The 14,654-nt window shown below is 65.3% G+C and carries 13 protein-coding genes; 9 read left to right on the top strand and 4 right to left on the bottom strand.

Going from position 1 to position 14,654, the window contains the following annotated elements:
- Positions 1–131 precede the first annotated feature (131 nt).
- The 9 genes from H0B43_RS21230 (at position 132) to H0B43_RS21270 (ending at position 10,379) form a co-directional block, all read left to right on the top strand.
- Positions 132–881, top strand: a complete 750-nt coding sequence (locus H0B43_RS21230; protein ID WP_185726146.1) for a branched-chain amino acid ABC transporter permease — start codon at positions 132–134, stop codon at positions 879–881.
- Positions 882–899: 18 nt separating this feature from the next.
- A complete protein-coding gene (locus H0B43_RS21235) occupies positions 900–2,717 on the top strand; it encodes an ATP-binding cassette domain-containing protein (protein WP_185726145.1) in 1,818 nt (605 codons plus the stop codon).
- Positions 2,707–3,429, top strand: a complete 723-nt coding sequence (locus H0B43_RS21240) for an ABC transporter ATP-binding protein (RefSeq protein ID WP_185726144.1) — start codon at positions 2,707–2,709, stop codon at positions 3,427–3,429. Before H0B43_RS21235 ends, H0B43_RS21240 begins: the two co-directional genes overlap by 11 nt.
- Before the next feature lie 75 nt (positions 3,430–3,504).
- Positions 3,505–4,722, top strand: a complete 1,218-nt coding sequence (locus tag H0B43_RS21245) for an ABC transporter substrate-binding protein (protein WP_185726143.1) — start codon at positions 3,505–3,507, stop codon at positions 4,720–4,722.
- Positions 4,712–5,320, top strand: a complete 609-nt coding sequence (locus H0B43_RS21250; RefSeq protein WP_185726142.1) for a PaaI family thioesterase — start codon at positions 4,712–4,714, stop codon at positions 5,318–5,320. The genes H0B43_RS21245 and H0B43_RS21250 overlap by 11 nt, the downstream gene beginning before the upstream one ends.
- A gap of 280 nt (positions 5,321–5,600) precedes the next feature.
- Positions 5,601–6,836 (top strand): ABC transporter substrate-binding protein, encoded by a 1,236-nt coding sequence (locus H0B43_RS21255; protein WP_185726141.1) that lies wholly within the window; start codon positions 5,601–5,603, stop codon positions 6,834–6,836.
- A gap of 57 nt (positions 6,837–6,893) precedes the next feature.
- Positions 6,894–8,204, top strand: a complete 1,311-nt coding sequence (locus H0B43_RS21260; protein ID WP_185726140.1) for a Rieske 2Fe-2S domain-containing protein — start codon at positions 6,894–6,896, stop codon at positions 8,202–8,204.
- A 99-nt stretch (positions 8,205–8,303) separates the two neighbouring features.
- Positions 8,304–9,026: a hypothetical protein gene (locus H0B43_RS21265; RefSeq protein WP_185726139.1), complete on the top strand. Its 723-nt coding sequence runs from the start codon at positions 8,304–8,306 to the stop codon at positions 9,024–9,026.
- 36 nt (positions 9,027–9,062) lie between these two features.
- Positions 9,063–10,379: a Rieske 2Fe-2S domain-containing protein gene (locus H0B43_RS21270; RefSeq protein ID WP_185726138.1), complete on the top strand. Its 1,317-nt coding sequence runs from the start codon at positions 9,063–9,065 to the stop codon at positions 10,377–10,379.
- Between the two features lie 87 nt (positions 10,380–10,466).
- On the opposite strand, the gene H0B43_RS21275 is transcribed toward H0B43_RS21270, so the two are convergent.
- Genes H0B43_RS21275 through H0B43_RS21290 form a run of 4 tightly spaced genes read right to left on the bottom strand, consistent with a single transcriptional unit; the run spans position 10,467 to position 14,594 of the window.
- The gene (locus tag H0B43_RS21275) at positions 10,467–11,663 is read right to left on the bottom strand and encodes a lipid-transfer protein (RefSeq protein WP_185726137.1); all 1,197 of its coding nucleotides are present in this window, start codon (positions 11,661–11,663) and stop codon (positions 10,467–10,469) included.
- Positions 11,660–12,103 carry a Zn-ribbon domain-containing OB-fold protein gene (locus tag H0B43_RS21280; protein WP_185726136.1) on the bottom strand — a complete coding sequence of 148 codons (444 nt, stop codon included), beginning with the start codon at positions 12,101–12,103 and terminating at the stop codon, positions 11,660–11,662. Before H0B43_RS21280 ends, H0B43_RS21275 begins: the two co-directional genes overlap by 4 nt.
- A 6-nt stretch (positions 12,104–12,109) precedes the next feature.
- Positions 12,110–12,598: a nuclear transport factor 2 family protein gene (locus H0B43_RS21285; protein ID WP_185726135.1), complete on the bottom strand. Its 489-nt coding sequence runs from the start codon at positions 12,596–12,598 to the stop codon at positions 12,110–12,112.
- 43 nt (positions 12,599–12,641) lie between these two features.
- A complete protein-coding gene (locus H0B43_RS21290) occupies positions 12,642–14,594 on the bottom strand; it encodes an NAD(P)/FAD-dependent oxidoreductase (protein WP_213015209.1) in 1,953 nt (650 codons plus the stop codon).
- Positions 14,595–14,654: the final 60 nt, after the last annotated feature.

Genomic DNA, 14,654 nt, shown 5'->3' on the forward strand with positions numbered 1-14,654 from the left:
GCGAAAGGATTACACGTGACGTTGCTGTGGTCGGCTCTGGCGATCGGCGCTCTGTACGCCCTCGTCGCGGCGCTGTTCAACATCGGGAGGCGCAATCCGGGGTATTCAATTTCGCTGCGCCGCAGACTGTGATGGTCGGAGCGTTCGCGTCGTACGAATTCGTTTCCCGGGGACCTCAGATCCCCGCCCTTCTGCTGGTGCCGATCTGCCTCGTGGTTGGCGCCATACTCGGCTACGTCACCGAACTGGTCGCCGTGAGGCCGGTCATCTCCAGGGGCGGTGACGGCATCCTGATCACCACGGTCGGGGTCGCCTTCGTCCTCGAGGGGATCGCCTTCGCGACGTACGGAACCGACGGGCACCGGGTTTCGGTCTTCGGGCTGGACCGGGGCATCGATCTCCTCGGGGGACGGCTCGCCGTCGTCGACGTCGTTCTCGTTTTCGCCGCGGTGGCCGGCATCTTGGCTCTGCACACCCTGACCCGCCGGAGCCGGTGGGGGCTCGAGGGTCGGGCGGTGACCATCGATGCCAAATCGGCGATGCTCAGGGGTATCAACGGCACCCGCGGCCGGGCTCAGGTGCTGATGCTTGCCGGCGCACTGGGGAGTGCGCTGGGCATCCTGGCCGCCACGAAAATCCACTCGTCGTTCGACCTCGGGATCCAGCTCCTGGTCTACGCTTTCGTCGCATTTGCTGTTGGGGGAATCGGCAGCTTCCACGGATGCCTCGTCGGCGGGCTGATCGTCGGCCTCCTGCAGGCGTACACGGCCCGCTACATCGGCGCGGAATACTCACTGATCTTCGCGTTCGCCCTCCTTCTCCTGACGCTGCTGATCCGCCCGACAGGGCTGTTCGGGACACGTCAGCTCCGGCTCGTCTGAACTAGGAGAAATCGACCCATGGAGCGCATCGTCAAGTACGGCTGGACCGTACCAGTCGTGTTGTGGCTCGTCGTCCTGCTCCTCCCCGCGCTCGGCTTTTCGATGCTGTCCGAACGCCAGATCATACTGATCGGCGTCTATTGCCTCGTGACGGCCGGCATCAACCTCAGCTTCGGGTTCGGCGGTGAACTCGCGCTGGGTCAGGTCGCCGTAATGGCGGCCGGAGCGTACAGCGCGATGATTCTGGGCATCAACGGGATCAACGATCTCGTCGTCAATCTCGTCGTCGGCTGTGTTGCGGGCGTCCTGCTCGGTCTGGTCACCGGCCTGCCCGGTTTGCGGCTCAGCAAGTGGTCGCTCGGTCTGACGTCGTTCTTCCTGATCATGTTGTTGCCGTCCGTCGTGGTCGCCCTGCGGGACTACACCGGCGGGCTGGAGGGCAAGTTGATATCCCCGCCCGCCTTCCTCGGCGTCCCGCTGACGACCGGCGAACTCTACACCGCCACCATCGTGGTGGTCGGAGTGTGGCTCGTCATCTTCCGCAACCTGATTCTGTCCGGCTACGGCGTGGCGCTGAGGTCATTCCGCGAGAGCCCGCGCCTCGTGGAGTCTCTGGGCCACTCGGCCACCACGATGAAGCTGAGTTCGTATGTCGTGGGTTCGATTCCCGCCGCTATGGGCGGTGTTCTCTACGCGTACCTCGCCGGATACATTTCACCTGCCCCGTTCAACCTGTCGATGCTTCTGGCGGTTCTGGCGGCCTCGGTCCTCGGCGGAACACGCAGCATCTACGGTTCGGTGATCGGTGCGGCGATTCTCGTGATCGTCCCGGACCGCATCTCCTCGTTCGAGGTGTACTCGATGGCGATCTTCGGTGCATTCCTGGTCATTGTGGCCGTGCTGTTCTCGCACGGCATCGCGGGCTACCTGTCGATGCTGACGAAACGGATGCTGGGTGCCGCGCGGGAAAGCCGGAAACGCGCCGTGCCGCAGCGCGCAGACGGGGTTCTACCGGACTTGAGCGGGGGCACGCTGCGGGCGAGTGGCGTGACGAAGCACTTCGGCGGCGTGGCCGCGCTCGACGGGGCCGGTGTCGTCGCCGAGCCGGGCCGGATCACCGCGATCATCGGCAGCAACGGCGCGGGGAAGACGTCTCTGCTCAACGCGATCTCGGGCTTCATCCGGCCGGAGTCGGGAGTGATCGAGGTCGACGGCACGTCCATCTCCCGCCTCACAGCCGCTGCCGCGGCCCGGTCGGGCGTATCCCGCGCGTTTCAGACCCCGGCGATTCCCGATGAGATGAGCGTCCGCGAGATCGTCGCTTCGGGAATGCTGCGCACGGGCCGATTCCGTCCCGTGGCGGCAATCCTCCGCCTGCCGTCCTACCGACGTGCACGGCGTGACGAGACCGACCGAGCCGAAGCGTTGATCGCGCTCGTCGGGCTCGATCACCTCGCGGACCAGGAAGCGGCCACGCTTCCCCTGGGCACGCGTCGCCTGCTCGAGGTCCTCCGTGCCGCGGTCGGTGCGCCCAAGGTGATCCTGCTCGACGAACCCGCCGCAGGCCTCGACGAGACCGCGCTGAACGACCTGACGCGCCTGTTGCAGTCGCTCCGCAAACTCGGCGCAACCATTGTCCTCATCGAACACAACGTGCCCTTCGTGATGTCGTTGGCTGACACAGTGTTCGCGATGCACCTCGGGAAGGTCATCGCGTCAGGTGATCCCGAGGCGGTGCGCAACTCTCCCCAGGTGATCGAGAGTTACCTGGGTCGTCCGCTGACCGTGGCAGTGCCCGAGACGCTCGATCCGCAAGGAGCGCAAGATGTCCGATGAGATTCGCGGTGGGCGACTCGAGGTGAGCGGCGTCAAGGTCGCCTACGGCGACATGACGGCCGTGTGGGACGCCGGACTGACCGCCTCGCCCGGCAGGGTCACGGTCCTCGTGGGGCGCAACGGTGCCGGGAAGACGTCGCTGCTCAACGGGATCGCCGGATCGCTTCCGATCAGCGCAGGTTCGGTGGTGCTGGACGGGAAGGATCTGTCCGGTTCGCCTGCGTGGAAGCGGGCCCGTTCCGGAATCAGCCTGGTTCAGGAGGGCCGGCGGATCTTCGGCGACTTGCGCGTCGACGAGAATCTCCTGCTCGGACTGCCGCGGGTGTCGTCGGTCGAGCGGCGGCGACTGCTTGACGCCGTGTTCGAGGACTTCCCGCTCCTCCACGAGATGCGTGCACGCGTGGCCGGGCACCTGAGCGGTGGGCAGCAGCAACTGCTCGCCATCGCGCAGGCGATCGTCGGTCAACCCCGGGTGCTGCTCGTCGACGAGCCGTCGTCAGGCCTGTCCCCGGTCGCCTTCGCCCAGGTCCTGGACGTGATCAAGTCCGTCCGGGATCGCGGTCTCGCCGTCGTGCTTGTCGACCAACTCGTCGACATGCTCCTCGACGGGATCGCCGACGACGTCGTCGTCCTCGATCGAGGGAGGGTGACGTTCGCGGGTTCGGCCGAGGAGATGACCCCCGATCGGATCACTTCGGATTTTCTCGTCTGAGGCCGTCGCCGGTGGGCCTCGCGTGAGGCCCTCGTCGAAGCGTCGTGCCCCGGGCCACAACGAAAGTAGGAATCGATGAATCACACTTCCACCCGCCGATGGCTCACCGGCCTGGCCGGGCTGTCGTGTACCGCTCTCGTGTTGACCGGTTGCAGTGCCGGTGCGAGTGCAGGCAACGACGGGTCCGCGTTCCACGTACTGGCACTGGCCCCGCTGAGCGGGCCGCTGAGCTCTCTCGGATCTCTCCAGGTCGCGGGGCTCGAAGCTGCCGCTGACATCATCAACGACAAGGGCGGCATCGACGGCCGCAACGTCGTCGTGGACGCCGAGGACAACGCCGGTGACGCCGCGACCGGTGTCGAACGGCTACAGACCTACCTGACCGATGACGGCAGGCCGGACATGCTCATGCCGGGCCTGACGAGCCAGGAGGTGATGGCCGTTCTGCCCCTCGCCACCGCGAACCAGATCCTGACCATCCACGTCGGGGGTGCTACCGATGCGAACGATCCCGAGAAGTTCCCGTATGCCTTCGGTTCCGGTACGACGTTCATGGAAGTGAATGCCCGCGTCATCGAGCACTTCCAGGCCGAGGGGTACCACAAGATCGCGTACATCGGGGCAGACACGACGAGTGCACGACTGAGCTTGGCCGCGATGGAGAAGGCAGGCAGCGAGCACGGGATCTCGGTGGTCTCGGAACTGGTCGCGCCGACATCGGTCGACGTCACACCCACGATGCTCAAGCTCGCCGCGCAGCAGCCGGACGCACTGTTCCTCGCCGGAGCCGGGCCGATCACCGGCGTCTACCTCTCGAGTGCCCGGACCGCGGGATGGGACAAGCCCATCTTCGGCAGCAGTGAGACCTGCGCAACCGACTTCGCCACCATCGCCCAACCGGAGCAGTGGGCGAACGTCCAACTCCACTGCTACGCCTTCGCGGTCGAGGGGCAGCCGAGTGCGCAGAGCGACACGTTCGCCGCCTTCCGCCAGGCGCTGGGCAACCACACCGACCAGCCGATCGGCGTGAGCCTCGTGACCCCGGGGTTCACGTACAACGATCTGATCCTCGCGTGGGGTGCATACGAGGCCAGCGAGAGCAACGAGGCCGCGGATCTCGCGGACGCACTCGAAAGCGGCCGGGTTCCGGCCGAGATCCGGGAGAAGTACATCGGGCCCGTGGACTGGGACTTCAGCGCGGACGACCACACCATGACCTGGGGCGCCGACGAACTCGTATTCGTCCACGCGGGCCCGACGGTCGACGGAATGCTCGTTCCCGATGCCGACTAGCGAGGTACGACCCGATCGGGAGATTGCCGGGAGGACCGAATCGCCGATCCTCCCGGCACCGGTCTTCGACCGGCTCATCACCGAGATGCGACGCTTCCAGGACCTGCTCGCCGGCGCGGCCCTCCCGGTCGCCGAAGCGGAACAGCTGACGACCCTGCTCGTCACGGGTGCGTCTTCGCTCGCGGAGCATCAGGTGCCCGACGTCCATCGCGACTTCTCGCACCGCCGCGACGTGCCGAGCCGCGGCCAATCGATGACTCCGTGGTTCGAGGTGGTCGAACGGGATCACGACAGCGTGGTCGCCCAAGTGCGGTTCGGTCGGTTCTTCAACGGTGTGGGCGGTGTGGCACACGGCGGCGCGATCCCGCTGATCTTCGACGACGTGCTCGGCTCACTCGCGTCGTGGGAACGCTCGAGTTCGCGCACGGCCTATCTCAACGTGTCGTACCTTTCGGTCACACCGCTCGACACGCCCCTGATACTCGAGGCCGTGTTCGAGCGGGAAGAGGGGCGCAAGCGCTTCCTCCGGGGCACGTTGCGGAACGGGGACACAGTGTGCGCGCAGGCAGAGTCGTTGTTCGTCGCGACCACGATCTGACGAAACGCACGTCCTGCAGATCCGGCACCCCTTCCGTAATCCTTTGTTACGCAACTACGAAGTCGCCCGGTGCGCGAAAATTCCGTGTTCCGCACGTTGACATCTGCACCTCCGGTCGTGTGTAGTGGGTCACACCACGATTTTGAGTCGATAATTCTCGTAATTGGATATCGGCCGGGGGTGGCTCGTCTCCAGCTCCTTCCCGTCGATCCGTTCCCAAGATGTCAGCAGGCGTAAACATGCTGGGCCGCAGTTTCATTGGAATCCTGGAAGGAACGTCATGAATTTGTGGAGGAAGCTGGCCCCGATCGCCGGAGCCTCGCTGATCGCCCTGGTCGCCGGATGTGGCCAGGTCGAGGAACCGGCGAGCGCGGTGACCGGGGACCCGATTCGCATCGGATTCGTGTGTAGCTGCTCCGGGGCGCAGTCGCATGCGCTCGGCCGGATGGCGGACATCGCAGAGGCATGGGCCAAATCGGTGAACGCTTCCGGAGGAATCAACGACCACCCGGTCGAGGTCATTGTCAAGGACGACGGACTCGACGCGGCCCGCTCGCTCCAGGCCGTGAAGGAGTTGGTCGAGAACGACAAGGTCATGGCCATCTCCGGGGAAGCGAGTCTGGTCAGCTCCTCGTGGGTGAACTACCTCGCGGACAAGAGAGTCCCTGTCGTGGGTGGGCTCACCTTCTCCACGCCGTACGAGACCAGCCCCGACTTCTTCTCGACCGGCGCGTCGTTGACGCTGCAGGAGTATGGCGCCTATTCCCTCGCCAAGGAACAGGGAGCCGAAAAGCTCGGCTTCCTGTATTGCTCCGATTCACCGACCTGCAAGGACTCCGCCGGCGTCGCCGAAAAGATCGTCAAGGGTCTGGGTATGGAGATCGTCTCGGCGCCCGTCTCGTCGACCGCGCCCAACTACACGGCGCAGTGCCTGCAGATGCGCGACGAGGGCGTGGATGCCCTCATGATCCTCAACTCGGGACCCGTGCAGGCGCGCGTGCTGTCGAGTTGCGCCCAGCAGGGATACACACCGACCACCGTCTCCACCGCCGGTGGGTCCTCGGACACGTGGACACAGGACCCGAATTTCGACGGCCGACTCATGTCGTCGGCCATCGCGCCGTGGCAGGACGAGTCTGTCCCGGGAGTCCGGACCTTCCTCGAAGCCATCGACACCTTCGCCCCGGACCTTCGCGGTTCGGAACTGTTCCAACAGCCCGCCGCGCTCGTGTGGGCGGGTCTCGAGTTGTTCAAGGCCGCAGCCGAAGGCGGCGGAGTGGGACCGCAGTCGACGCCGGCCGACGTGCGCAACGGCCTCTACGGTCTCGTGGACGAGACACTCGACGGGTGGACCGCACCGCTCAACTTCCACGAGGGGGAGACGTCGTCGGTGCCGTGCTACTTCGTGATGGGGATCGAGGACGGCGCGTTCGTCTCCCCGGAGGGTGTGGGCCCGCTCTGTGTGGACGAGGGCGTGTACACGGGACTGAAGGCTCTCCGCGCAAGCAGGCGGTGAAGGCAAGGCCTGGACTCTGTCCGGGCGACATCGACAAACGTGTGTGGGAGTGAACTCATGCTGAACCAGGAAGACAACGATCTGTTGACGCGTGTCGAGGGTGACGCACCGATGGGTGTCTTGATGCGTCGTTATTGGACGCCGGTGCTGATGTCGGAGGATGTCGTCTCGGACGGTGCTCCGCGGCGGATCAAGATTCTCGGTGGCAAGTATGTGGCGTTCCGGGACACCGAGGGCAAGGTCGGGGTGCTCAACGAGGCGTGCCCGCATCGGGGTGCGTCGTTGGCGTTGGCGCGCAACGAGAATTGCGCTTTGCAGTGCCTGTATCACGGGTGGCGGGTGGATCGGAACGGGAAGGTGGTGGAGACGCCGTCGGAGCCGGCGGACAGTACGTTCAAGGACAAGATCCGTCATGTCGGGTATCCGGTGCGTGAGGCCGGCGGCCTGATCTGGGCGTATTTCGGTGACCCGAAGGCCGAACCGGAATTCCCGGCGTTCGACTGGACCGCTCGCAAGCCGGAGCAGATCTACACGATTCGGGTGGCGCAGCGGTGCAATTGGGCGCAGGCGATCGAGGGTGCGATCGATGCGGCGCATGCGAATTTTCTGCACAACGATTTGATGCGCAAGTTGGCGGGCGGCGGCGACTACACCGGCGGCGGCGGCCTGCAGAACCTGACCCTCGTGGACGGCGCCCCCAAACTGGAGATCCAGAATCTGCCCTACGGCTTCCAATACGCAGCCGTCCGCAATGCGGTATCGGACGGTAGGCCGATGCAGTATGTGCGGACCACCCAGTTCGTCGCTCCGAACTGGGCCCTCTTCTCCGCGCCCGAGGGGTGGGCTTTCAATCAGGTGTTCGTGCCGGTCGACGACGAGAACACCATCTTCTACTTCATCCACGCCCGGGAGGGGGACGAGATCATCGATGAGCCCTATCGGGCCAAGATTCTGGAATGGTCCGGTGTGGGTGACCTCGACGACAACTTCCACATGGACTTCCGCTCGGGGAACATGTGGCGGCAGGACCGAGACCTGATGGACCGCAAGAAGCACGGCGACCACTTCAGCTTCAGCGGCATGACCGGAAATCAGACCGAGGATCTCGGGGTACAGGAGAGCATGGGTCCGATCGAGGACCGCACCCGCGAGCACCTGGGCACATCCGACCTCGCCGTGATCCGGATGCGTCGCCTGATGCTGGACGCCGCACGCCGCAGCAAGCGCGGTGAAACTCCCCTGGCTCTGGGTGGCGACTTCCTGTACGGCGAGATCCGGCCGGGCGAAGAACTGATCGAACCCGGCGTGTGCTGGCAGGAGACCGTCGGCTCGCGTGGCGAAGCACCTGCGACAACGCGAACCGTGTAGAGAACGTCGAACAATCTGGCACCGCGGAACGGAGTCCGGGACGCAGCCCCGGTCCGGGCTTCCTACGCGATGACAACGATCAAGATCGGTAGGATTCCTATGACTCACATTCGTCTCAGACATGTCGCGGTGGTGACCGCGGACTTGGCGGGCACGGTCGACACGGTGCAGCAAGCATTACGGTTGCCGGAGCCGTTCAACGACGACCTGGCGAACCAGTTCTCGACGCACAACGCCGTTTTCGGCCTGGGCAACTCGTTCCTGGAGATCTGCTCCCCGTACGAGGACGGTCCCGTTCGGAGATACGCCGAGGAACGCGGCGGCGATGCCGGATACATGGCGGTGTTCCAGGTACCCGACAACGACCGTGCCCGAGCCAGATTGGACGGGCTGGGGGTGCGGATCATCGCGGAGCTGAAGTTGTTCGACCAGGGCGCGAACATGCTGCATCCGAAGGATGTGCCGGGAGCGATGGTGTCGGTCGACTGGGCGACGCCGTACGAATCGTGGAGGTGGGGAGGTCCGGCCTGGTCCGGGAAGGTTCCCGAGCATCCCGACGGTGGGATCCTCTCCATGGAAGTGCGGATGCTGGATGCACGCCACGCCGCCGAGAAATGGGCAGTGGCCCTCGATGCCAGGGTGGAAACGGTCTCGGACGACGAGGCGCACGTCCACCTGCTCGAGGCCGGCCAGGTCGTGCGCTTCACCACGACCAAGGACAAACTGCGCGAGGGAATCTGCGCCGTCGACCTGAAGCTCCCGAGCGAAATCGTCGTGAAAGAGCAGTTCGACGTCGCCGGCGTCCACTTCACCTGTGTCTGATACTCACCTCCTACGGAATTGATTTGGAGACTGCTCATGCTGAACCAGGAAGACAACGACCTGCTCACCCGTGTCGAGGGTGACGCACCGATGGGTGTCTTGATGCGTCGTTATTGGACGCCGGTGCTGATGTCGGAGGACGTCGTCTCGGACGGTGCTCCGCGGCGGATCAAGATTCTCGGTGGCAAGTATGTGGCGTTCCGGGACACCGAGGGCAAGGTCGGGGTGCTCAACGAGGCGTGCCCGCATCGGGGTGCGTCGTTGGCGTTGGCGCGCAATGAGAATTGTGCTCTGCAGTGCCTGTATCACGGGTGGCGGGTGGATCGGAACGGGAAGGTGGTGGAGACGCCGTCGGAGCCGGCGGACAGTACGTTCAAGGACAAGATCCGTCATATCGGGTATCCGGTGCGTGAGGCGGGTGGTTTGATCTGGGCGTATTTCGGTGACCCGAAGGCCGAACCGGAGTTCCCGGCGTTCGATTGGACCGCTCGCGAGCCGGAGCAGATCTACACGATTCGGGTGGCGCAGCGGTGCAATTGGGCGCAGGCGATCGAGGGTGCGATCGATGCGGCGCATGCGAATTTTCTGCACAACGATTTGATGCGCAAGTTGGCGGGCGGCGGTGAGTACACCGGCGGCGGTGGGCTGTTCGACAAGGTCCTAGTCGGAGGCGCTCCGCGTCTCGAGATCGACAACCTGCCCTATGGGTTCCAGTACGCCGGTATCCGTGACGCGACACTGAAGGACGGAACGACCAAGCAATATGTACGGACGACGAAATTCGTTGCGCCGTACTGGGCGATGTTCTCCGCGCCGCAGGGTTGGATCTTCTCGCAGGTGTTCGTGCCGGTCGACGACGAGAACACCATCTTCTACTTCATCCACGCCCGGGAGGGGGACGAGATCATCGAGCCCGAGTACCGCGCAAAGATTCTGGAATGGTCCGGTGTGGGTGACCTCGACGAAAACTTCCACATGGACTTCCACTCGGGGAACATGTGGCGGCAGGATCGGGACTCGATGGACCGCAAGAAGCACGGTGACAAGTTCAGCTTCAGCGGCATGACCGGAAATCAGACCGAGGATCTCGGGGTACAGGAGAGCATGGGTCCGATCGAGGACCGCACCCGTGAGCACCTGGGCACATCCGACCTCGCCGTGATCCGCATGCGTCGCCTGATGCTGGACGCCGCACGTCGGAACCAGCGCGGCGAGACGCCACTGGGCCTGGCGGGGGATTTCCGCTACGACGAAATCCGTTCGGCGGAGGAACTGATCGATCCGGGTGTGCGCTGGCAGGACGTTGTCGGTGTCCCCTCGTCGGCCAAGGCCGCGCAGTCGACCGACGCATGACCCGTAATTGAGCTGAGTACGAACGCCTCGACCCCGTTGCACCGATTCCATATCGGTGCAACGGGGTCGAGGCGTTCGGAGTGAAGGTCAGGCCGTGACGATCACTGCTGAACCGTGACCGAAGAGACCCTGGTTGATCGACATGCCGACGTTGGCATTCGGCACCTGACGCTCACCCGCGTCGCCGCGCAACTGGACCGTCAATTCCACGACCTGGGCGATGGCCTGTGCCGGTACGGCCTCGCCGAAGCTCGCGAGTCCGCCGCTCGGGTTCACCGGCACCCGTCCGCCCAGTGAGGTGACGCCGTCGTGCAGAATCTTCTCGGCCTCGCCCTCGGCGCACAGCCCGATGTGCTCGTACCAGTCGAGTTCGAGCGCAGTCGAAAGATCGTAGACTTCTGCAAGATTCAGGTCGTCGGGCCCGAGACCGGCCTCGGCGTACGCCGAACTGGCGAGCGAGGTCTTGAAACCCTCGTCCGGTGCGGGCACCGCGAGTGTCGAGTCGGTGGCGAAGTTGGGCATCTCGATGACGTTGTTCGGGTAGGTCGGCGAGTTCGTGGACAACGCCGATATGCGAACGGCGCGGCCACCCCGCTCGAGCTGCTTACGACGCGCGTAGTCCTCGCTCGTGATGACCAGTGCCGCGGCGCCGTCACTCGTGGCGCACACGTCCAGCAGATGCAGCGGCTCGGCGACGTACGCGCTCGCCAGCACCTCGTCCTCGGTGACCACTTTGGTGAACCGTGCGTTCGGGTTGAGTGCGCCCGCACGGCTGTTCTTCGCCTTCACCATCGCGAAATCGCGTTCGCTCGCGCCGTACGCCGCGATGCGGCGCTGCGCGTAGAGGCCGAAGTAGGTGGGGTTGGTGGCGCCGAGGAGCCGGAACCGCAGCCAGTCGGGATCGGTCTGATCGCCGCCGCCGAAGGGGCCGAAGAACCCCTTGGGGGCGACGTCGGCGCCGATGACGAGGGCGACGTCACACAGACCGGCGAGGATGTGGGCCCGGGCGGCCCCGATGGCCTGAGCCCCCGACGCACACGCGGCGAACGAGCTGCTCAGACGGGTTCCGTTCCAGCCGAGCTCCTGCGCGAAGGCCGCGCCGCTGACCAGGCCGGGATAGCCGCCCCGCCAGGTGTTCGCGCCGGCGACCATCTGCACGTCGGTCCAGTCGATGCCGGCATCCTCGAGGGCCGCGCGTGCGGCCACCCGGCCGTACTCGACGAACGACTTCCCGAACTTGCCCCACGGGTGCATACCTACCCCGAGAACGGCTACTCCACTCATGATGCGACCTCCACGGTCTCGGAATTGTCGAGGGTCCAGCGCCACACCAACTGGACGCCGTCTTCGTCCTCCAGCAGCTTCTCGGTGCGCAGCGACACCATGTCGCCGACGTTCGCGGGCGGGCTGTCCGGGCTGAGCTGCCCCAGTACGACCAGGCCGTCCTCCTCGAGCTCGACCGCGAGCACGGTGTAGGGCTCGAACGGATCGCCCGAGACGTAGGGGGCCGGAGGCTTGTAGTGGTTGCGTGTCCACGACCAGATCCGGCCGCGGGTGCTCAGAGGGTGGGTTTCGAGCACATCGCCGCCGCACCGCGGATTGCGGCAGCGGTCGATGGTCGGGGGGAAGAAGACGGAACGGCAGCGCGTGCACGCCTTGCCCAGGAGCCGGGTCTCGCTCGCGTCGAACCAGTCGGGGACGGCGGAACGGGAGGGTGTCGTCATGATTCCCTAGTTCCTTTCGGGGGTGTGGGTGGTGGCAACGAGGTTCGTGGCCTTCGGCCGTTCGGTCGCCGAATCTTCGGGTGGCAGCAGCGGGACGAACCCGGCGCGTGCGGTGAGCAGGGTGTCGCCGTACTCGTCCATCCGCTGGATCAATCCCTCGCGGAACGTGTAGATCCAGCAGTAGTCATTGGTGTAGGTCTCGCCGTCGATTCGCTTCGCGCGCATGAGCTGCCGGACGACTGCGGTCTCGCCGTCGACCACGACCGCGACGACTTCGCGCTCGATCGTGTCGACGTGAAGTACCCGACTCGTATTCGCCCCGGTGAGGGCGGCGGCCACCCGCTCTCGGCCGCGGAAGGGCCGGGGACGGATGCCGGCGGGTGGGTGCCATTCGACGTCCTCGGCCAGCAGCGCGGCGATCGCGTCGACGTCGTTACGAGCGCGAGCCTCATTGAATTGCAGGACCAGAACCCGGGTGCGTTCGGTGTCGGTCATGTCGAGTTGCCTTCCGTCTTAGTAGGTATGAGGAGGATGCGGCTCACAGATCGCGCGTGCGCTCGATGAACTCCTCGGCGACAAGACTGCGAGTGCGATGCCAGTAGTCGGCGTTCGTCCATGGCGTGTTGGTGACGATGCGGCCCTTGCTGTTGCGGTAATAGGTCGTCATGCCGGTGTGGGTCCAGATCGAACCGTCCAGCGCAGCGTCGATCTCGCCGTTGTAGGCGTCGAAGACCTCCTGCCGGCATTCGATGCTCGACAGGTTCCGCTTCGCCATCCGCGCGAGAGCCTGCAGTACGAAGCGGACCTGCATCTCGACGCTCAGGACGTGGCTGCCACCGTGGCCTGCATTCGTGTTGGGGCCGTACAGGATGAACATGTTGGGGAAGTTGGGGACGGTCATGCCCAGGTAGGCCCGCGCGTCGTCGGCACCCCAACTCTCCCGCAACGTTGTCCCGTCGCGGCCGTGAATCTCCATGGGAGCAAGCATGTTGAGCGTTTGGAAGCCGGTGGCCAGCACGATCACGTCAACCTCGTGCTCGGCGCCGGACGAGGTGACTACGCGCTGACCGTCGATGCGGGACACACCCTCGCCGACGAGGGCGACGTCGTCACGGAGAAGGGCGTCGAACCAGCCGTGGTCGAGCAGTGGACGCTTGCCGTACGGCGGGTAGTCGGGCACGCACTTTTCGATCAGATCGGGGCGGCCCGCAAGCTTCTGCTCGATGTACCGGGTCAGGAACTGGCGGTGGCGCTCGTTCTCGGAGTTGATCGACCGGTCCTGATGCGGCCATTCCGGATCGATGCGCAGCATCGGATGCAGTCGGTCACCGAACTTCCACGCCTGCTGCAGCCGGTACCAGGCGAGGTAGCCGGGGAACTCGGCCATGAGGAACTGCTTGGCCGGCTCCACGCCGCGAGTGGTATTGGGATTGGGCATGATCCACTGCGCCGAACGCTGGAAGACGGTTACCTCACGGGCGGTGCCTGCGATGGCCGGCACCAATTGCATCGCGGAGGCGCCGGTTCCGATCACGGCGACCCGCTTGTTCTCCAGGTCGATCCCGGGATCCCAGGCACCGGTGTGGACGACCGGTCCGGTGAAGGAGTCCAGACCGTCGAGTTTCGGGTAGGCAGGACGGTTGAGCAGACCCACCGCGGTGATGACGACCGGGTACTCCGCGGTGTACGTGGAGTTGTCGACGCGGCGGAGCGTGACCCGCCAGTGCTGCCGGTCCTCGACCCACTCGGCAGTTTCCAGTTCGGTGCCGAACTGCACCTGCTTACGGATGCCGTACGACGTCGCGATGTCGAGCAGGTAACCCTCGACCTCCGACTGCTTGGCGAAGTACCGGGGCCAATCCGCTCGCTGGGCGAACGAGTACGAGTAGAGGTGGACGGGGGTGTCGACGCCGCAGCCCGGGTAGACGTTCTCGTGCCACGTGCCGCCGGCGTCCGGGTTCTTGTCGATGATCGTGTACGGCACACCGGCCTCGTCGAGACGGATGGCCGCGCACAGTCCCGAGAAGCCGGTGCCGACCACCAGGACGTGCGGTGCCCGTTCACCGGACGCGGTGTCGATGACCGGCGTTGCACGGGACAGAGCGCCGAGTTCCTCGGCGAGCATGCCGCCCTGCGCGCTCGGCACTTCTTCGTCCAGGCATCGGCCGAGGACGTGCAGTACCTGCTCGGGTGTCAGGGCGGGAGCGTCCGGCAGTTCGCCGCGTCGATGCGCCAGGACGACGTCGAACGCAAGCGTGCGCAGCTCGGCTCGAACGTCTTCGGGCATGCCGCCGTCGTCGTGGTCGCCCGGTCCGCGCATGGCGGTGGGCCGGAACTTGCCTTCGAGAAGTGACAGATCGCCGGTGAGCTGCACGACCGCCGCCAGCAGTGTCGGCAGATTGGCATCGTCGAGCGCGGCGGCGAGGGAGTGCTGGAACTCGGCCTCTGCGGGGTCCGAGACGGACAGCGGCGCGGGAGTTGTTTGGGTCACAGGATTCCTGACTTCTGGCGACGGGAAAGGGCTCCGCGACTCGGCGGATTTTGAAACTCT

Origin of the sequence: Rhodococcus sp. 4CII (assembly GCF_014256275.1) — a bacterium.
Lineage (GTDB): Bacteria > Actinomycetota > Actinomycetes > Mycobacteriales > Mycobacteriaceae > Rhodococcus_F > Rhodococcus_F wratislaviensis_A.